Annotated in this window: 15 protein-coding genes; 5 read left to right on the top strand and 10 right to left on the bottom strand. The window is 71.2% G+C overall.

The features are described 5' to 3' along the window. The 3 genes from I3V78_RS38000 to I3V78_RS37990 form a co-directional block, all read right to left on the bottom strand. A complete protein-coding gene (locus I3V78_RS38000) occupies positions 1–1,164 on the bottom strand; it encodes an FIST signal transduction protein (protein ID WP_204495936.1) in 1,164 nt (387 codons plus the stop codon). A 35-nt stretch (positions 1,165–1,199) separates the two neighbouring features. Further along, positions 1,200–2,981 carry a cytochrome c3 family protein gene (locus I3V78_RS37995; RefSeq protein ID WP_420840445.1) on the bottom strand — a complete coding sequence of 594 codons (1,782 nt, stop codon included), beginning with the start codon at positions 2,979–2,981 and terminating at the stop codon, positions 1,200–1,202. Between the two features lie 247 nt (positions 2,982–3,228). Next, positions 3,229–3,603, bottom strand: a complete 375-nt coding sequence (locus I3V78_RS37990; RefSeq protein WP_204495932.1) for a hypothetical protein — start codon at positions 3,601–3,603, stop codon at positions 3,229–3,231. Between the two features lie 274 nt (positions 3,604–3,877). On the opposite strand from I3V78_RS37990, the gene I3V78_RS37985 reads away from it, so the two are divergent. Beyond that, complete coding sequence (locus I3V78_RS37985; protein WP_204495930.1) at positions 3,878–6,916, top strand: helicase-related protein; 3,039 nt, start codon at positions 3,878–3,880, stop codon at positions 6,914–6,916. A gap of 36 nt (positions 6,917–6,952) precedes the next feature. On the opposite strand, the gene I3V78_RS37980 is transcribed toward I3V78_RS37985, so the two are convergent. The 4 genes from I3V78_RS37980 to I3V78_RS37965 form a co-directional block, all read right to left on the bottom strand. Further along, the gene (locus tag I3V78_RS37980) at positions 6,953–7,582 is read right to left on the bottom strand and encodes a hypothetical protein (protein WP_204495929.1); all 630 of its coding nucleotides are present in this window, start codon (positions 7,580–7,582) and stop codon (positions 6,953–6,955) included. Between the two features lie 144 nt (positions 7,583–7,726). Then, positions 7,727–8,992, bottom strand: a complete 1,266-nt coding sequence (locus I3V78_RS37975; protein WP_204495928.1) for a putative sensor domain DACNV-containing protein — start codon at positions 8,990–8,992, stop codon at positions 7,727–7,729. 58 nt (positions 8,993–9,050) lie between these two features. Then, entirely contained in the window at positions 9,051–9,620 is a 570-nt protein-coding gene (locus I3V78_RS37970) for a hypothetical protein (RefSeq protein WP_204495926.1), read from the bottom strand. Between the two features lie 4 nt (positions 9,621–9,624). Continuing rightward, the gene (locus I3V78_RS37965) at positions 9,625–10,389 is read right to left on the bottom strand and encodes a hypothetical protein (protein ID WP_204495924.1); all 765 of its coding nucleotides are present in this window, start codon (positions 10,387–10,389) and stop codon (positions 9,625–9,627) included. 141 nt (positions 10,390–10,530) lie between these two features. On the opposite strand from I3V78_RS37965, the gene I3V78_RS37960 reads away from it, so the two are divergent. Beyond that, positions 10,531–11,124: a hypothetical protein gene (locus I3V78_RS37960; protein WP_204495922.1), complete on the top strand. Its 594-nt coding sequence runs from the start codon at positions 10,531–10,533 to the stop codon at positions 11,122–11,124. 54 nt (positions 11,125–11,178) lie between these two features. Here the strand turns inward: I3V78_RS37960 and I3V78_RS37955 are convergent, their stop codons facing one another. Together I3V78_RS37955 and I3V78_RS37950 are read right to left on the bottom strand one after the other, a co-directional pair. Beyond that, entirely contained in the window at positions 11,179–12,141 is a 963-nt protein-coding gene (locus I3V78_RS37955; protein WP_204495921.1) for a hypothetical protein, read from the bottom strand. Positions 12,142–12,260: 119 nt separating this feature from the next. Then, positions 12,261–14,024 (bottom strand): ABC transporter transmembrane domain-containing protein, encoded by a 1,764-nt coding sequence (locus I3V78_RS37950; RefSeq protein ID WP_204495919.1) that lies wholly within the window; start codon positions 14,022–14,024, stop codon positions 12,261–12,263. A gap of 139 nt (positions 14,025–14,163) precedes the next feature. Here I3V78_RS37950 and I3V78_RS37945 point away from each other — a divergent pair, with 139 nt between their 5' ends. The 3 genes from I3V78_RS37945 (at position 14,164) to I3V78_RS37935 (ending at position 19,243) form a co-directional block, all read left to right on the top strand. Further along, entirely contained in the window at positions 14,164–14,613 is a 450-nt protein-coding gene (locus I3V78_RS37945) for a hypothetical protein (RefSeq protein ID WP_204495918.1), read from the top strand. Positions 14,614–14,760: 147 nt separating this feature from the next. After that, positions 14,761–15,891, top strand: a complete 1,131-nt coding sequence (gene dnaJ / locus I3V78_RS37940) for a molecular chaperone DnaJ (protein WP_204495915.1) — start codon at positions 14,761–14,763, stop codon at positions 15,889–15,891. Positions 15,892–16,123: 232 nt separating this feature from the next. Further along, positions 16,124–19,243: a protein kinase domain-containing protein gene (locus I3V78_RS37935; RefSeq protein ID WP_204495912.1), complete on the top strand. Its 3,120-nt coding sequence runs from the start codon at positions 16,124–16,126 to the stop codon at positions 19,241–19,243. Here the strand turns inward: I3V78_RS37935 and I3V78_RS37930 are convergent. Continuing rightward, positions 19,240–19,446, bottom strand: a complete 207-nt coding sequence (locus I3V78_RS37930) for a hypothetical protein (protein ID WP_204495904.1) — start codon at positions 19,444–19,446, stop codon at positions 19,240–19,242. The genes I3V78_RS37935 and I3V78_RS37930 overlap by 4 nt on opposite strands. Positions 19,447–19,532: the final 86 nt, after the last annotated feature.

Raw genomic sequence — 19,532 nt, 5'->3', positions numbered from 1 at the left:
TCAGTTTTCCCCGAACGCCAGGACCGTCAGCGTCGTGTTGATGTGGAAGCCCGAGTAGACTTCGAAGTACACGTTCATTCCAGCCGCAGTGGGTGCGTGACGCAAGCTGTCCGCCAACGCGGGAACCGTCTCGGTGGCGTGCGCGTACCACATGCGCCCACTGCAATGGAACAACAGCGCCGCCTGGGGTTTCTGCACGCGGCGGGGCAATTCCTCCTGGAAGAACGTGCGCGTGAGGCCCGCCAGGTCGCCGGCCTTCATGAGCTCCAGCTCACTGCCTTCCTCGAGGAGGTTGGCGAAGAGGATGGAGCCATCCGGGAGGACCTTCCACGGGGCGCGGATGAAGTACTCGCGGCCCACCTTGAGCGCGGTGGGGTGCGCGGCGAAGCCCCGGGGTTTGCCGAACTCCAGGTCGTCCACCGCCACACCGAGCATGTCGGCGTAGCGCTGGGCCGCTGGCTTGCCGTCGATCTCCAGGGCGCGCGTGGCGCTGTCGTCCACGCGGGTGATGGTGAGGCGCTCGCCCAGGGGCTGGTACCAGTGCGAGCGCAGGGCGCCCCAGGGGGCGTGGGTCTTGAAGAGCGCCACGAGCACGCTGTCGGTGGTGACCTCGCCGTCCACGTGCAACTGGGCGGACTGGCGCTCGGGGTTCGTCTCGTGGTCCGCGGCCCCGCCGCCCACGAGCATCAGCGCCTGGTTCTTCTCGAGGATGCCGAGGAGGAACTCCTCTTTCTTGTAGCGAAAGCCGTCGTCGATGACGAGGCCCACGTACCGGCGCGCGTCCAGGTCGGACTGGCGCACGCCCAGCTCCTGGGCCGCGCGCCGCATGGCGGTGGCGCCCGCGTTCACCGCGTCCGCGGACAGGCCCGTGCCCAGGCCCAGGCCCACCTCGAAGTCGCCGAACAGCGCGCCCAGCACCACGCTGCCCGAGTGGATGCCCCGGTTGTCCAGCTCCCCGGCGGTGGTGGCGCCCACCAGGCGCGTGCCCTTGGGCAGCCGCTCGCGCACGGCGCGGTTGAGCGCGTGCTGGTCCCGCTCCCGCGAGGCGAAGAGGGTGACGAGCTTGGGCTCCTCCCGTCCCTCCAACTGTCTCAAGAGGTCCTCGGCCGCGGCGATGGGATCCGCCTGCGTGGTGCGCGCCGTCTGCATCGTCACTCGAGCCAAGGCGAAGACCTCCTGGAAGGGGTGTTTCCGAGGGCCTAGAGCCTACTGCCCGGGTGCGTTTTGTGACAGCTGCCCGTGCACTGCTGGAAGGACTCCGGTCCGCCGCCCACGTACATGCTCTCGATGGCGCCGAACTGCTTCACGTGCGAGTCCGGGTAGCTCTTGTGGCAGGACATGCACGCGGCCTTGCTCGTGCGCTGGATGCTTTCGGCCGTCAGGTGGCAGCTGTTGCACTGCTGGGTGGGGGCGTCGAAGCGGTCCGAGCGCGAGTGGATGAAGTGGGTGCGCACGAAGATGGGGCCTTCCAGCTCGAAGCCCAGCGGCGCGTGGCACCCGGCGCACGCGGCGCGGTTGTCATTGGCGTGCAGGACCTTGGACAGCTCGCCGCCCTCGCTGTGGCACGTGGTGCACGGGCCCGTGGTGAGCGGCGCCTGGGTGGGCTTGGGGCTGTCCACCTGGATGGGGACGGTGCGGCTGTAGGGGATGTCCTCGCCCAGGTAGGTGCGGCGGCCCTTCACCGTCACCAGGTAGGTGCCCGGCGTGGCCTTGGGGGGAATCGTGTACGTCCAGGTGTCGCTCACCGGCGCCGCCCAGCCGGCGTGCGCGGGATCGAACGCGCCGCCGAACAGGTCATTGGCGGGCGGGAAGGTCTGGAACTGCGAGTACACCCCGTCGCGCTCGAACGTGGCCACCGTCTGCACGTCCTCGGGCGTGAGGAAGTCGTCCAGGGGCACCACGGTGCGCACGGGCTGGATCTTCTGCGCCGGGCCGATGATCTGCGTCATCATCATCCGCTCGCGGTGCTTGCGGCGGTAGTAGGTGGTGGTCGGATCGAAGAACGCCCGGTAGTACTGCAGGCCCGTCTCGTTGGTGCCGAAGACGACCTCGTTGTACGTGGGCAGCGAGCCCTCGGGGTGCAGGCGCTTGCCGTTGCCGTCCTTGAGCGTCACCTGGAAGGTGATCTTGGAGCCGGCCGGGTAGGTGCCGTTGAAGCGCGGCGCGGTCAGCGCCTTGATGTCCACGGAGATGCCGTAGCCGTACGCGGGCTTGTCCACCTGCACCACGGGGATGGTGTAGGGCAGGCCCGCGCGCGCCGACCAGAGCACCTTGAGCTGGGTGGTGTCGCGCGAGAGCGTGAACGGGGTGGCGCCCGAGCGCGCGTGGCGCAGCTCCACGAGCGCCTCCTCCTGGAACGAGCGCGCGCGGGTGCAGTCGGTGGCGGTGCGGCAGTCGCCGATGGTCTGGATGGCGCGCAGGCGGCGCACGAAGAAGTCGTCGCTCGGGCGGCGCTGATCATTGCCCCCGATGTTGAGCACCAGGGGCAGGCCGGTGATGCGGTTGCGCGCGTCCATGGGCCACACGGTGATGAGGCTCGTGTCGTCCATCCACTTCGCCTTGCGGTAGAAGCGGCGGCGCGTGAAGGTGCCGTCGGCGTTGGCCAGCAGCACGGGCTCCTGATCCGCCAGCTCCAGCCCCTTCCAGTTGAGCGTGGCGAAGTCGCCCTGGCGGCGCAGGCCGTCCACGCCCTCGTCCTGGGTGATGGACGTGAGGGCGGCGCGCAGGTCGATCTGGTTGATGACGAAGACCTGGCCCGCCTTCACCGTGAGCGGCACACCCTCGCCGTCCTCCACCTCGAGCGCCAGGAGCACCGGCGTGGCGGTGGCGCGCTCGTCCTCGGCGCCCGGTGCCGCGGCCGCGCTCGGGGGCGCGGGGAGCTCCGTGGGGGTCGTCTCGGCGCGCGCCTCCCGCCCTCCCACCAGGGTGAGCAGCACGGTGAGCCAGGCGGCCGACCAACGAACAGACTTGTGCGACCGCACGTCGAGTGCATCCCCACCGCGCATAGCGGACCTCTTTTCCGTGAGGACCCGACGGGAAAGCACCCGTCCGGCCCGGGTTGTCGCGCCAGCCGTCGCCCCTACCTCCCAGGCTGGCACCGCGAGGAAATCGACCTCTGCCCAGAGACTCCAGGGAGAGCCGTTTTCTCGTGCAGAACGGATTAGAGGGGAGATTTTCTCAGATTTCAACCATCGTGGGAATTATCCGTGTCACCTAGAAGGTGACTTTTCAACATGAGTGGAACTTGGAGGGCGGTTCCGTCCGGGACGCGACTGGGGGCGCCTGGAGCGCGGCCTGGTTGAGCCGCTCCAGCTCCTGGTACAGCTGTTCGGTGGTGAACCGGGACAGGTCCACGGTCTCGGGGGCGGGCGGGGGCGCGGGGACGGGGCGGGGCCGGGACAGCCACCCGACCGCGTAGCCCAGCGCGAGCCAGACGCCGCCGGTCATCCCCCACAGGGCCCAGGGGACTTCCCGGGCCAGGGGCGTCGCGGCGAGGGGGTCCAGGCGCCAGAGGAGTCCCGCCACGCCCAGGAGGGCCAGCGTGAGGGCCAGCGGGAGGGCGAGCGCGCCCTGGGCGGCGAGTCGCGAGCGGAGTGTCGGCATGGTTGGTGGTGTCCCCCCCTCGCGGTCCCATTGGGGGTCCACGAGCGGGCTTCACCTTGCCCGGGGGTCGGCGAACGGGAAATCGCCCCCACGGCTGGTGGGGTGTCGGGTGGGCGACAGCGGCAGTGGCTCGCGGGCGCACGACACCCCGTCTTTCCAGGCTTCCCCGCCCATCCCCCGAGGGCGGGGCCGGGCCTCCAAGGAGTGGCCCCGCGCGCGATCCGCGGTTATGAGCCACGCCCCCTCTCTCGCTCGTGAGGATTGGTTTCCCACAATGTCTTTCGTCCCCGGCAACAAGGTCCGCTATCTCCCCCAGCCCGAGTGGGGCGTGGGGCATCTGCTCGAGTTGCAGGACGAGGGCGCCAAGGCGCTCGTCCTCTTCCCCGCCCGGGAGGGTGACCCGGTGCTGGTGTCCACGAAGGGCGGCACCCTGGCCCCGTACGCGTTCACGCGGGGCGAGCCGGTGCGCACCACCCGGGGCCGACGCGCCTCCGTGCTGGGCGAGGAGGAGGGCGGCCGGGGCCTGCGCCGCTACGTCATCCGCTACACGGACACGGACGAGGAGGACGAGCTGCCCGAGTCCGAGGTGCACGCGCTCGCGCCCCGCTCGGACGTGCTGTCCACGCTGCGCGAGGGCCGCGTGGGCGAGGCGCGCGCCTTCACCCTGCGCAAGCAGGCCCTGGTGCTCGACGACGAGCGGCGCTGTGACGCGCTGGGCGCGCTCCTGGCCAGCCGGGTGATGGTCAAGCCCCACCAGGTGGGCGTGGTGCAGCGCGTGCTCAGCGCGCGCCGGCCCCGCTTCGTGCTCGCCGACGAGGTGGGCCTGGGCAAGACGATCGAAGCGGGCATGGTGTTCAGCGCCCTGCGCCTGTCGGGGCTCGCGCGACGCGTGCTGGTGGTGGCCCCGAGCCACCTCACCGTGCAGTGGCTCGTGGAGCTGTTCCACAAGTTCAACCAGCTCTTCACGCTGATGGACTCGGACCGCTACGCGAGCTCGCTCAAGGAGCAGCCCGAGGTGTCCCCCTGGGCGCGCTTCCCCCTGGTGGTGACGAGCCTGGAGATGCTCGCGCGCACCGAGGAGCACCGCCGCGCCGTGGCGGACGAGGACGCCTTCTGGGACCTGGTCATCATCGACGAGGCGCACCACCTCAAGGGCGAGAAGGCCTTCGCCGCCGCCGAGGGCCTGGCGGCCAACAGCTGGGGCCTCTTGCTGCTCACCGCCACGCCCATGCAGCTCGACCCGGCCGAGTACCACGGCCTGCTCACCCTCATCGACGCGGCCACCGCGCCCACGGTGGAGGGCTTCGAGCGGCGGCTCGCGCGGCAGGAGGAGCTGAGCCGCGCGGTGCGCGGGCTGCTCGAGGGCGAGGACGCGGGCGGCGCGGTGAAGGCCCTGGCCGCGCGCTTCCCGGATGACGCCGTGCTCGGCACGCTGAAGGATCGCGACGCGCTCCTGCAGCACCTGGCGGAGACGTACAGCCTGTCGGACCGGCTGGTGCGCAACCGGCGCGCCGTGGTGGGCGGCTTCTCCACGCGCCGCCTGCACCGCCACCCGGTGACGCTGTCCGCCGAGGAGATTCAAACGCGCGACGCCGCGCTCGCCGCGCTCGCCACGTCCTCCCTGCGCGGCGCGCCCCTGGGCAACCTCTTGCGCCGCCTGGAGTCGAGCCCCGCCGCGTTCGGCGAGGCCCTGCGCGGCAACAAGGCGCTCGCGGGCGTGGCCGGCACGCTCACGCTGCCCGCGCGCGATGCGAAGTTCAGCGCCTTCCTCAGTGTGCTGCGCGACGTCTGGAGCGCCGAGCGCGCGGCCAAGGTGCTCGTCTTCACCGAGAGCCGCGACACCCTGGAGGCCCTGCGCGCGGAGCTGGGGCGCGAGGGCATCGAGGCGCTCGCCTACCATGGCGACCTGCCCCTGGTGGAGCGCGACCGGCAGGTGGCGCGCTTCCGCGACCCCGAGGGCCCCAAGGTGCTCCTGTGCACGGAGGTGGGCGGCGAGGGCCGCAACTTCCAGTTCGCCCACCACCTGGTGCACTACGACCTGCCCTGGAGCCCGGCCACGGTGGAGCAGCGCATCGGCCGCCTGGACCGCATCGGGCAGAACCACCCGGTGGAGATCCACGTCTTCGACCCGGCGGGCACGCTGGCCTCGGACGTGTTGATGCTGCTGGCGGACGCGGTGGGCGTGTTCGGCGAGACGGTGGGCGGCCTGGACGCGGTGCTCGAGGAGGTGGAGGACCGGCTCACCGAGCTGGCGCTGCTGCCGCGCGAGTCGCGCGTGGCGTACGCCTCGGAGCTCAAGACGAAGGTGGAGGCGGCGCGGGCGCAGGTGAAGCGCGCGTATGACCCGCTGCTCGACATCCGCTCGTTCGACAAGGACGCCGTGGCGCGGCTGGTGAAGCGGGCCCAGGAGCGCATGGGCGTGGAGGACGAGGAGGAGGACGGCGCGCCGCCGCTCGAGGAGGGCTTGTGGAGCGTGGCGCGCGACCTGGACGAGCGCCTGGAGGAGGCGGTGACGGAGCTGGCGCGCCGGGTGGGCATCGGCGTGGACACGGACGAGCAGGTGGACGCCTTCCAGTGCGCCTTCCAGTTCGGCCACGCGCTCAAGGTGGAGGGCCTGCCGGGCATCGACATCAACGAGGACCGCACGGTGCTGGGCACCTTCTGGCGCGACACGGCGGTGGAGGCCGAGGAGCTGGAGTACTACGCCACGGGCCACGCCATCGTGGAGGCGCTGTTCGGCTTCCTGCGCGACGGGCCGTATGGCCGCAGCGCGGCGCGCTTCATCGAGCGGCGCGGGCCGCTCAAGGCGCGGGGCGTGGAGCTGCTCTACCACGTGCAGCTGCCCGAGCCCGAGGACACCTCGCCGGGCGCGCGGGTGCCGAGCCGTCAGCTCGCGCGCTTCCTGGAGCGCACGCTCGTGCACGTGGCGGTGGTGGAGGGCCCCTCGGGGCCGGTGATGGACACGAAGGTGCTGTCCGCGCTGGAGACCGATGGCCGCTCGCTCAAGGGCGACGAGGTGGCGCGCGCCTTCCCGGGCTTCGCGGCCTTCGTGGACGCGGGCGTGCCGGTGGCGCAGAAGGCCGCCGAGGCGGAGATGGGCACGCTCCAGGCGCGCGCGCGGGAGGCCGTGGAGGCCGAGCGGGACGGGGCCCTCGCGCGCATGAAGCTGTCGCTCACGCACCAGGGGCTCGGGGCCGAGGCCGTGCAGGCGCAGCTCGATGCCGAGTACGCCCACTACGAACGGCTGCTCACCGCGCTCCGGGGCGCCAAGGTGGTGCTCGACTCCGCCTGCGGCTTCGTCATCAACCGCTGACGGCGCACTGGCGCGCCCAGCGGCGGAGCGGGCGCCTCAGTACACCATGCGGTCGAACGTCTCGATGAGGGGCCTGAGCGCCTCGGGCGTGGTCTCCAGTTGTCGGGCGACCGTGGGGGCGTGGAGCGTGAGGGCGCGGGTGCGAGGCGGATGGGTGTGAAGCTGCTGGATGATGACTCGGGTAAACAAGTCAGGCCATGCCGCGCTGGACAGCTCGGGTGCCCGGTGGAGCGGATCCAAGATGGAGAAGCAGGGCCAGCGAGGCAGCTTCAAGGTGTGGGGGTCGCACGCGATGAAGCGGCAGGCGTGGAGCTGCGCCTCGGTGAAGTCGCAGTCCGAGATGGCACCGCACTGGTACTCGGGCTCGTTTCCGTACTCGGGCCAGTGTCCGAAGTCGCAGCCGCGCAAGCGTCCCTTGAATCGGCACCCCTCGAGGCTGGCCCCGAGCCAGTCCTGATGGTTCTTCAGCTCCTGAGTCACCTCAAAGGTGCAGCCGTGGAAGCGCACTTCGCGCATGAGCAGGTTCCTCGCGGCCACCTTCAAGTGGAGGGTGCAATCGCGCAGGACCAGGTTGGGACCCAGGAAGTAGATCGCGTTCTTGTCCGTCAGTTCCAACCGCTCGTTCGCGAGTTCCTGATCCTTGTAGAAGATCTTGGTGACGGACATGCCTCGCCCTTCAAAAGGGTTTCTGCTGGTTCCCTCGGCGTGCCCAACAGGACGTGAGCTGGTCTTAATGGATGGAGGATCAAGAACTCGCTCTTCGTGAGGCTGCGGAGCCAAGATCAGAGGGCATTGTGGCTCATCTTCGGTTCAGATTTCGTGAAGCCGGAGGTTCCAGAGAAGGACGGTCGTCTCTTTCGCGGAGGGTCGAATCAGACAGCGAAGCGGTCCGTCATGCGAGACCAGGAAAGCCACTCCCCCGGGATTCTCGAAGGCGAACCACGTGGCGGCTCGATGACGGGAACCATGCTGATTGATGTCGTAGACAGGGCCCGGCGTTCCTTGGAGATCCTGTGCGAGATGTACCGTGGGTGTGGCCAACTTGGGAGTTGGCACCGAGAAACCCGCTCCGATGACTTTGAGGTCGGGACCCAGGAGCAGTGCATTGTCCAGGGCCGTCAATTGGCCAACGTTCTCGATGAGCGAGTTCAATGACTCCTTGGTCGTTCGAACCTCTTCATGAAAGCCCCTTTCTTCTTCGGACTGCGAATGGTCGTCTGCACGTCGTGCGAAGGCTAGACGGTACGCATTCGTTTGTGTCTGCGTGGACTGCAGTAGGAGTTCGCCGAATCGCGAGTGATGGTGGGAGATGGCGTAGAAAGGATTCTCCTCGTGCTCTGCTGGGAGGAGGGTGATGAGCCCCCCGTGGCGTTTTGAAGCCATGGTGTTGATGAGGTCGAAAAGCAGAGAAGCGACAGGCCAAACACCAGAGTTTGGCCATCGGAAGAAAGAAGCCTCTGCCAAGGTCTGAACGAGATTCTGGCAGATCGATTCAATCGTCTGCCGGACAATCCCTTCATTATGGAGGAGGCCCCATAAAGGAAACTTCTGTTCTGGAGAGAGCCGTTGACCTCGCTCGTAACGGAAAAGCTCTTCCCCCGCTTGGTACAAAACGACGGAACCGGGTTCTGGTGCGGAGAGCACAGTAACCATTCCGCCATCAGTGGCTTTGTTTCGTCTCGCCAATCCCAGGATGTAGAGCCGCCCGTCATCACGTGGGCCCACGATGAGCGCTGTTCGCTCCATATCGGCGGCAGGCGTGAGCTTCGCCAGGGACTTGGCCGTGAGCAGGATGGGACGGAATGGGGTGACATTCCAGGCGAGTGCCGGACCTTGCGAACTATCGTAGTCCGTGTGCTCCCGCGTTTCTTTCAGCCCTTGAGTTCCATCATGGTGATAGACGATGCGCGCGAGCGCAGGCCGACCTTCCTCTTTGGCCAAACTGGCGAAGAACAAGGTGTCAACGAGGGTTTCAAGGAGGCCGAGTTCGTCCTCCGTTAAAGGAGGGCGTCCCTCACGCCCTTGTAACCATTCTCGCAATGCTTCACGCGGGTACTTCAAGGCGGGCTCGCTCATGGTCGACCCATTCTAGGAGGGTCGAGGTAGAGAGTGCGAACCACGCCCCTTACTGAATTCAGGCCCGGAGCTTCGCGCGCAGCGCCTTGGCGCGCTCCTGGGTCTCGGAGTCCGAGTGGGTCATCTCGATGCCCTTGAGCCGCTGGTCCAGGCTCTTGGGCAGCTTGGTCTTCACCAGCTTGCCCTCGGCCTCCATGGCCTCCAGCTTGCCGAGCGCCTTGTCGGAGATGCGCTCGCGCGGATGGCCCAGCAGGCTGTCGAGGAAGTAGGGGTCCTCGGGCAGCTCGGGGTACTTCTCCAGGTAGTCCAGCACGCCCTGGGCCCAGGCGCGCGGGTCCTCGGCCGACTCCATCAGCTTCTGCATGGCCTGCTTCTGGGCCTTGCGCTTGCCTTCCGGATCGAACGTCTTGGCGAGGCCCTCGGGCAGCTCCCCGCCCGTGAAGAGCGCGTCCGCCGCCGCCTTGTACTTCTCGTAGGAGGCGCTGCGCTCGATGCGCTGCTGGGCCGGGTCATCCTGCCGCGAGGTGTGGCCCCGGCCCTTGCCGCGCGAGGCGTCCAGCTCCCGCCACGTCTTGGTCCGCTTGCCGGAAAAACCCCCGCCGCCCCGATCGTCGTCGTCACGTGCCATCGCGTCACTTCCCCTTGCGGGCTCCCCATAGCGCCGCCAGGCCGCGCTTCACCAGGGAACGGACACGCGTCAGCTCCTCGGGTGCCAAGGGGTGCTCCTCGTCCTGCTCCGCCTCGAACAGGGCCTCGTCCGCGTATGCGGCGAGGGCCATGGGCACCGGCGAAGCCTCCATGCCCGGGCTCCCGAGTGCTTCGGGCGCCACACTCGCCACGCCTTGCGGCCAACCGAGCTCCAGCATCGCGTGCAGCTCGAACAGCAGGTGGCGGGCGACAGCATATCCTTCGTCCGTGAGACCCGCCGCGTCAAGCTCCCCCAGGAGCGCGTCCTGACGGTTCTCGAACACATCGTGCTGGCGCGCGCGGCCCTTGTCGTCGTCCTCCAGGTAGCGCCAGGCGGCCTCCACGAAGGCGGTGTCCGGCTCGCCGGGGGCGAAGGGCCGCGGGGGGTCCACCTTCTCCTTCTTGGGGCGGGGCGGGCGCGGGCCGTCCTCCAGGCGGATGGCCTTGCCCTCCACGACCAGGTCCCAGAGGCCCAGGAGGTTCTGGAAGAAGCGCCGGGCGAGGTCCGGCGAGCCGAAGCGCGGCTCGCGCTCGAACAGGTGGGGAATCACGTCCTGGGACGAGCGGCCCTCGGCGTGGGCCTGGCGCATGTGGGCGAGCACCGTGAAGCTGTCGTGCGAGGTGCCCGCGAGCGCGAGCAGCTCGTCGAGCACCGGCGCGCCCTCGAACTGGTGGACGAATTCCATCTTGGGGGTACGGGAACGGCTCATGGCGCTCAACGTAGCGCCCGGACGGCCCGGAGGCACGGGTCGCCTGTCCTCCTCCGGGCCTTTCCCCCGGGCTTTCCCCCGGCTTTCCCCAACGTGCGCCTTCCGTTTCCGCTCGGGGGACCCTAGGCTCCGCCCTCGCCCATGACCGAACCGTCGCCCGAGAGAGTCAAGAGCGCCATCCAGGCGCTGTCCCAGGCCCGCCCCGTGGAGGGGCCCCCCGGGGATGATGGGCAGCGCTCCGTGTGGCACCTGTCTCCCCAGGGCGCCGAGCTGCTGTCCTTCGTGGACTCCGACGGCCGGGTGCAGCGCCAGGAGCTCACGCTGCTCGGCGAGCACTGCGTGTGGACGAGCGGCGTGGGGCTGCGCACCGGCCGCGTGGAGCAGGAGGGCGCCTCGCGCGCCGAGACCAGCGTCGTGCACCCGGACCTGGAGCCCGTGCCCGCGCGGCTGTTGCGCGCCGCGGTCGCCCTGGAGGACTACCAGGGCGAGGATCGCTACATCCTCCACATGCAGCGCGTGCTCGCGCTCGCGCGGCAGGGGCTCGTGATGGCGGGGGGCCCGGCGCCCGTGGCCGTCGCCGCGCCCGTCGTCCAGGAGCCGCCCGCTCCGGGCGTGTCCCGGGTGCCGTCCGGAGGGACGCCCCTGGCCACCCCCAAGCACGAGGGCCTCACCATGCTGCTCGTGCTCGGCGTGGGGCTCATCGTGGGCGTGGGCTTGATGCTCTGGCTGCTCTAGGCCCGGGCCGTCTTCCGGCCCCGGCCTCCACTTCCCGTCCCCGCCCCGGCCCGCTCAGGGCTTGGGGGTCAGCGTGGGCGCGGGCAGGTGGCCCGTGGGCGGAACGGCCTCCAGGGCGTCCGCCAGCACGCCGCGGATGAGCGAGGACAGGGGCGTGCCCGGCGCTTGCGCCCGGGAGGCCTCCTCGGCCGCCAGCCGCAGGGGTCGCCCATCGAGGATGACCACCAGGGCGACGATGGCCCCGAGCATCAGGCTGCCGGCCCACTGCCCCACGGCGTCCGGGTGCAGGAAGAACTGCCAGCACACGAGCGCGAGCGAGAGGATGGCCATGAGCCCCATGAGCGCCATGCGGCACGCCTGCAGCCGCGCGAGCGTGCCGGTGCTCGCGGTGATGAGCAGGGCGCGCGTCTCGGGGGCCCGCTCGCCGAGCGAGGTGAACAGGGCGAAGAGCTGGTGCGCCTCGAGCGCCACCACCAGCGCCATGCCGCCCAGGGCCAGCCCCAGGGCCGCGCCCAGCAGCCGGCCCGAGGGCTCGCCCCCGTGGGCCGCGCGCTTGTGCTGCAGCACGAGCCCCAGCGCCACCGCGCCGAGCAGCGCCGCGCTCATCCACGCGCCCACCAGCCGCGTCACCATGGCCTCGCCGGTGCCCGACACCCACTGGGCCAGCGCCTCGCCGTGGTGGCCCTCGGGCAGCGTCGCGAGCACGCGCTCCATGGACTCCTGCGAGCCGGCGATGCCCAGCATCCACGGCAGCGTGGCCAGGCCCACCAGCACCACCAGCGGGGCGTGCTTGCCCGCCGGGCCCATGCCCAGGAGCGCCGAGAGCACACACGTCACGCCCACCACGCCCGTCACCATCAACAGGCTGTAGGCGCCCGAGGCGCCCGCCATGCGCCACACCTGGGCGCCTCCGCCCACCAGCGACAGCAGGGCGAGTCCAAAACCCGCGACCGCCATCGGCGGAAGCGCGGCCACGAGCAGCCCGGGAAGGGAATTCAGCCTGAATGGGACCAGCATGGTGTCAGGAGTATAATGCGACTTCGGGGAAAACGGGAATTTGCCCCAGAGTCTGAAATCCCTGAACACATGTCAACGCTCCGTGCGTGGGGTGTCACACGGAGGGGCGGTGGGTCTGTCTAGGCGGCGACAGCGCCCTGGCCGAGCAGCCGCGCGTAGGCGCCCCCGCGGGCGGCCAGTTGGGTGTGGGTGCCCGCCTCCACCACCCGGCCGGCCTCCAGCACGACGATGAGGTCCGCGTCGCGCACCGTGGACAGACGGTGGGCGATGACGAGCACCGTGCGCCCCTTCATGAGCGAGGCGAGCCCCGCGCCCACCGCCGCCTCGCTCTGGGCGTCCAGGGCGCTCGTCGGCTCGTCCAGGAGCAGCAGCGAGGGCTGGCGCAGGAAGGCGCGCGCCAGGGCCAGGCGCTGGCGCTGGCCTCCCGACAGCCGCGCGCCCCGCTCGCCCACGGGCTCGTCGAGCCCGCCGGGCAGGGCCCGCACGAAGTCCTCCGCGTGCGCCAGGCGCAGCGCCTCCCATACCTCGGCGTCCGAGGCCTGGGGGCCGCCGAGCCGCACGTTGTGCCGCACGCTGCCGGAGAAGAGCACCGGCTCCTGGGGCACCCACGCCAGGCGCTCGCGCACCCGGGAGGGCTTGAGCGCGCCCAGGGGCACGCCGTCCCACGTCACCGTGCCGCCGCTCGGGGGCACGAAGCCCAGGAGCACCGAGAAGAGCGTCGTCTTGCCCGCCCCCGAGGCGCCCACCAGCGCCACGCGCGCCCCCGCGGGCACCGTCAGGTCCACGCCCTGGAGCGCCTGGCGGCCATCCGGGTAGGTGGCGCACAGCCCCGAGAGCACCAGGGCCTGGGTGAGCGGCGGGGCGTCGGCGCCCTCGTCCGCGGGCACCGGCGTGTCCGCGAGCGCGAAGAGGCGCTCGGCGCCCACCAAGCCCGTGAGCACCTGGGAGAAGGTGCCGCTCAGCGACTTCACCGGCTGGTAGAGCAGCAGCGTGGCGGCGATGAAGGACAGGAGCCGGCCGGCCAGCGCCGGGTCCCCCGAGATGGCGCGCGCGCCCCAGGCCACCGCGATCGCCACGCCCCCGACGCCCATCACCTCCACCGTGGGGCTGTACGCGCCGCGCAGGAAGAGCGAGCGGCGCATCTCCCCGAGGTAGCGCGTGGACTCCTCCTGGAAGCGCGCGAGCGCCCGGCCCTCGGCCCCGTAGGCGCGCACCACGGGCAGCGCCTGGAGCTGCTCGGCGGTGAGGGTGGTGAGCGCGCCGAGGCTCGACTGCGAGCGGTGGGCCACCTTCTTGAGCGAGCGCGCGAACGCGCGCACCGGCAGCACCGTGAGCGGCACCACCACGAAGGTGAGCAGGAAGAGCTTCGCGTCGATGACGAGGCAGGTGACGAGCAGCGCGAGCAGCTGCATCCCGTCCTTCACGTAGGACGAGAGCGCCTGCGTCACCGAGAACTCCACGAGCGGGACGTCCGAGGCGAAGTGGGTGAAGACCTCGCCCGAGTGGCGCCGCTCGAGCGCCGCGGGCGGCCAGGCGAGCAGCCGCGTGTACAGGTCCGCCCGCAGGTCCGCCATCACCCGCTGGCCGAGCCGCTGCATCCAGCCGCCCTGCAGGTAGCTCGCGCCCGCCTTCACCACCGCCACGCCCACCACCATCAGCGGCAACACGCCCAGCAGCCGCTCCCCGGGCAGGGACAGGCCGGCGAGCTCCACCGCGCCCCCCGTGAGCACCGCGCGCAACAGCGGCCCCACCAGCCAGGCGTAGGCGGACGTGGCGACCGCGGCCACCAGCGACGCCCCCAGCCCCGCGAGGAGCAGGCGGCGATAGGGCCGCACATACCCGAGCAGGCGGCGGTAGATGTCAGGTGAAGGACGAGGGGCCACGCGAGGGGGCGCACCATGTCATCGCGCGCCCTTCCAGGCAAAGGACCGTGCTCCGTCGGCAGGGCGGCGAGCAGGCAGGTGCACCATGTAGGTGCCTTCATTGCTCCTACAGCCAACTGCGGACAGCTTTCGGTCAGCCATGGACACGAACAACACCGAAAAAGAAGCGATGCTCAGCAGCCCGGGCTGTGAGCCCGTGGTCGAGGATGAGGAACGCCGCCGCCTGCTGTGGCTGATGGCGGAGTTCTTCCGCACCGTGGGTTACACGGACCTCAAGGCGCGTCTGCCGGGCTTCATGCCGCCACCCGTCCTGTCCGGGACCATCGAGGATCACCGGCCGGACTTCACCTGCCGCCAGTCCGACTCGGCGCGCACGCCCATCATCCTGGAGATCGTCACCCCCAGCATGGTGGAGGACCCCGCGGCGGAGAACCGCTGGAGCCTGTTGTCGAGCGCCGCCAAGCTCTACAACGCCGAGCTGCACTTCGTGGTTCCCAAGTGGTCCGCCACCCGGGGCGCCATCGATCCCGTGCTCAAGCGTCGGCTCGCCCGCATGGAGCTCGTCGCCAACCGCGTCTGGACGGTCTAGTCGGCCCGCCCCGGGCCGCCGTCGACCCGAGGCGCCCGCCCCCTGGACCGGGGCGGGCGCGGATTGCTGGGACCTCCACGTGCGTTATAGTGGCCACGAAGCCTCCGCGCGCGGAGAAAGTCCAATAAATCCAGGGGTTTGATAGCGATGCCAGCGGTGTCGGGGCAGAAACGTGATTATTATGAGGTCCTGGGAGTTCAGAAGAACGTCTCCGCGCAGGACCTGAAGAGCGCCTTTCGCAAGGTGGCTCTGCAGTACCACCCGGACCGAAACCCCGGGAACCACGAGGCCGAGGAGAAGTTCAAGGAGGCCTCGGAAGCCTACGAGGTCCTGAGCGATCCCGAGCGGCGAGGCCGCTATGACCGGTTCGGTCACGCGGGCGTGGGTGGCGCGGCCGGAGGAGACCCGTTCGGCGGGGGCTTCCAGGGCGTCAACATCAACGACATCTTCGGGGAAATCTTCGGCGACATCTTCGGGGGCCGGGGCGGCCGGGGCCGGGTGAGCAACCGCGGCGCGGACCTGCGCTTCAACCTGGAGATCTCCTTCGAGGAGGCGGCGTTCGGCTGCCGGCCCAAGGTGCCGATTCCGCGGCCCAAGAAGTGCGACACGTGCTCGGGCTCGGGCAGCAAGAGCGGCGCGCCGCCCAAGACGTGCGGCACGTGCGGCGGCGCGGGCGAGGTGCGCTTCACCCAGGGCTTCTTCGCCGTGTCCCGGCCGTGCACCGAGTGTGGGGGCACGGGCGCGGTGGTGCCGGACGCCTGCGGCAAGTGCAAGGGCTCGGGCAAGGTGCCCAGCGAAGAGGTCATCGAGGTCAACATCCCGCCGGGCGTGGACAACGGCACGCGGGTGCGGCTCACGGGCCTGGGCGAGCCGGGAGACCGGGGCGGGCCCGCGGGCGACCTGTACGTGACGGTCATCGTGCGCGAGCACCCGCTCTTCCAGCGCGAGGACTACGACGTCTTCTGCGAGGTGCCCATCTCCTTCACCCAGGCGGCGCTCGGCGCGAAGATCGACGTGCCCACGCTGGACGGCAAGGTGAAGATGACCATCCCCGAGGGCGCCCAGTCCGGCAAGGTGTTCCGCCTCAAGGGCAAGGGCGTGCCCCACCTGCACAGCGGCCAGCGGGGAGATCAGCACGTGCGCGTCATCGTCGAGACGCCCACCAACCTCACCGGCAAGCAGCGCGAGCTGCTCGAGAAGTTCGCCGAGTCGAGCGGGGCGGAAGCCCACCCGCAGTCGAAGAACTTCTTCGAGAAGGTGCGCGAGCTGTTCGGCTGAGTCCGCCCGCGCGCGGGCCGACATGTCGGCCCCGCGCGCCCCTTGCCGGGCCCTGTCCCACCGTCCCGGGGGGATGGGTCGCTGGCCATGGGTGAACGGCGGGGCAAGCCACCCGCGAAAAGGAGTGCCCGGGGGTGGACGTTCATGGCGTCCCACGGCCAAGGGCACTCACCAACGCCTCCGTGCATGGCCATACCGAGCATGCAACCTCGGGGAGAGGGGAGGTGTCGGCATGGCCACGTATCGACTCATCCGGAAGCTGGCCGCGGGCGGCATGGCCGAAGTGTTCCTCGCCAAGGTGATGGGGGCCGAGGGCTTCGAGAAGCCCGTGGCCGTCAAGCGCATCCTGCCCTCCATGGCGCAGGACCAGGAGTTCGTGGAGCTCTTCCTGCGCGAGGCGAAGCTCACGGTCTGCCTGCAGCACGCCAACGTGGTGCAGGTGTTCGACCTGGGCGCGCTCGAGGGCCAGTACTACATGGTGATGGAGTTCGTGGAGGGCGAGAACCTCCGGGCGCTCCAGCGCGGAGGGGCGGCGCACGGCGTGCCGTTGGGCCTGCGCGAGGTGTGCTTCATGGTCCAGCAGGTCACCGAGGGCCTGGCGTACGCGCACGGCCGCGTGGACGCGGCGGGCCGCCCGCTCAACATCATCCACCGGGACGTCAACCCGTCCAACGTGATGGTGGCCAGCAGCGGCGAGGTGAAGCTCGCCGACTTCGGCATCGCCAAGGCGGCCAACGCCCAGAGCGGCACCCAGGTGGGCGTGGTCAAGGGCAAGGCGGGCTACCTCGCGCCCGAGCAGGTCAAGGGCGCGGAGGTGGACCAGCGCGCGGACCTCTTCCTCATCGGGTTGATGCTCTACGAGCTGCTCGCGGGCCGGCAGCTCTTCCACGGCGCGGACTACTTCCAGACCCTGCGCGCCATCGCCCAGTTCGACGTGAAGAGCCTGGCGCCGGTGCCGGGCGTGCCCGCGGCGCTCTGGGGCATCGTCACCCGGGCGCTCGCGCCGGACCCCACCGCGCGCTACCACCGGGCGCGCGACATCTCGGACGCGCTGCAGAACTTCCTCTTCGACAACCGCCTGCGCGTGGGTCCCCAGGACGTGGCGGCGCTCTTCCAGCGCTGCTTTCCCAACCGCCGCTCGCCCCTGGAGGGCAGCAACGAGACGCGCGGCGAGGAGATCCGCCTGGGCTCGGACGCGGGGCTGCAGCGCCCGCCGCCGCTCACCTCGGTGCGCTCGCGCCCGCCCTTCCTCGGCGGCCCCCGCCCGGGCACGCCCGCGCCCCTGCGCCCGGCGGTGGAGCCGTCCCTGCGGTCCGCGCCGCCGCCCGCCGCCGTGTCGCCTCCGCCGGTGGGCGGACGCACCGGGGCCATGCCCCTGGCGGGGGGCACCGGCCGCATGCCGCTGGGCGCGGGCACGGGCGTGCTCGCGGTGCCCACGCGGGTGATGCGGCCCACGCGCCGCAAGCTGGGCGAGATGCTGCTCGTGGTGGGCAAGCTGTCCGAGCCCCAGCTCAAGGGCGCCCTGGAGCGGCAGCGGCGCACCGGAGGCCGCATCGGCGAGCTGCTCGTGGCCGAGGGGCTCCTGTCCCAGGAGGACGTCATGCGCGCCTTGAGCGAGCAGGGCGGCATCCCGTTCATCTCGGACCGGGTGTTGCGCACCATGCCGGTGCCGCGCGCGCTCCTGTCCCTGCTGCCCCTGGAGAAGGCGGAGCGGCTGGAGGCGGTGCCCGTCACCCAGCAGGCCAAGGAGCTGGTGTGCGCCATGCGCGAGCCGCGCGACCTGGCGCGCCTGGACGAGCTCAAGTTCATCACCGGCTGCACCGTGCGGGGCATCTACGCCACGGAGGGCGGGCTGCGCCGGGCCATCGGCCGCTTCTACCGGGGCGAGGCGTCCGAGCCGCACGAGGAGTGGTCGCGGATGATGTCGGTGGGCTCGGAGTCCCAGCCGGGCGTGACGCCCTTCGCGGACAAGCTCACGCGCACCCGCGAGCGGCTGTTGGACGAGTCGGCCTTCATGGACATCTCCGTGGCGGCGCCCGTGTCCGCCGCGGCCCTGGCGGCGCTGCCCCCGCCCGTGCCGCCCGTGCCCACCCCCGCGCCGGTGCCGACCGTGGCCGCGCCCGCGGTGAAGGCCCCGGTGTCGCTCGCGCGCACCATGCTGGTGGTGTCCGAGGACGCGGAGCTGCGTGACCTGGCGGTGCGGCTGCTCACCCGTCAGGGCGTGGCGGCCTCGGGCACGGGCGCGGCGGACGTGGACAAGGCCGTGGCCCTGGGCGGCACCGAGGTGGCCCTGGTGGCGGCCGACACCGTGAAGGACGCGCCCGCGGTGGTGGCGCGGCTGATGGCGGCGGCGCCCTCCATGGAGGTGCGCGTGCTGCCCTCGCTCGCCGAGGCGCTGGGCGGCGAGGCGGGGCCCTTGGGCCTCGCGGCGCGCTGGCACGCGCGGGTGGTGGACGCGGCGCTGGCCACGCTCGGGGGCGTGGGCGTGCAGGGCCCGGCGCTCGCCAAGCTGGCCCGGCGCGTGGCCCAGCGGCTCGGGGCGGGGCGGGCGGAGGCCGAGCGCGCCTCGGCGGTGGCCTATGCCCTGGCGCTCGCGGCCTTCCAGGAGTCGAGCGCGCCGGGCGACGCCTTCACCCGGCCCTCGTGCGAGTCGGTGCGGGCCATCCTCGGGCGGGATTCGGGGGAGCTGGCGGGCCTCATCGGCGCCTGCACCCGGGACGCGCCCCCCCTCGCGGCGAGCGCGCCCAAGGCCGTGCTGGCGCTGGCGGCGGCCGTGTCGCTGCTCGAGGCGATGAAGACGGCCACGCTCGTGGCCTCGGCCGCGTCCCAGGCGCTCACCGCGCTGCGCGCCTCGGGGCGGCTGCCCGCGCCGGCGCTGGAGGCGCTCGCCGCGGAGGTGACGGAGCTGGTGCTCGGGGACAAGGCCTGGCACACCGTGGTGCTCGCCGAGCCCAACGTCGCGCGGGCCTCGGCGCTCCAGGCGCGCTTCCTCGCGGATGGGGTGCGGGTGGTGCTGGCCGACTCGGTGGCCCGGGCGCGGGTGCTCCTGGCCGAGGGCAGTCAGGCGCTGGTGGTGGCCGCGTGCCTGCCGGACGGTGACGGCGCGGGGCTCACCCGCTCCCTGCGCTCCACGGAGCAGATGGCCTCGCTGCCCATCTTCGTGCTCGCGCCGCCCGAGGATCCCCGATGGGTGGAGGCCGGACTCGACGCGGGCGCGGACGACGTGCTCACCTATCCGGTCAACCCGGACGTGCTCGTGGCCAAGCTGCGGCGGGCCATGCAGCCGCGCCGCTCCACGCCCGTGCCCGTGTCCCCGCCGGAGGTGGCCCCCGCGGCCCGGGGGGTGAGCTAGTCCTCCGAGGGCTCGCGGCGCGCGTGGGGCAGCAGCTCCAGGTGCTCCACCTGGTGGCCGTCCTCCTCCGGGGAGCCGCGGGCCGCCGCGATCTCCTCGGGCGTCTGGGGCTCGCGCTCCTCGAAATTGTCGCCCCCGAGTTCACGCTGCCGCTGCTCGCTCGTGCCGCCGTACTCCGCGCGGGGCTTGGTGGTGTGGGCCATGACGTCCTCCTGATTCGTTGGAAACTTCCTGTCTGGGAGGTTGGGTCGGGGGGCCCGGCGCGGCAACCGAGCGCCGCCTCCCTCCT

The organism is Archangium primigenium (genome assembly GCF_016904885.1).
In the GTDB taxonomy this organism is placed as follows: Bacteria; Myxococcota; Myxococcia; order Myxococcales; family Myxococcaceae; genus Cystobacter; species Cystobacter primigenius.
Note: the sequence above shows the minus strand (reverse complement) of the source record. Positions and strands in the feature narration are given on the sequence as shown.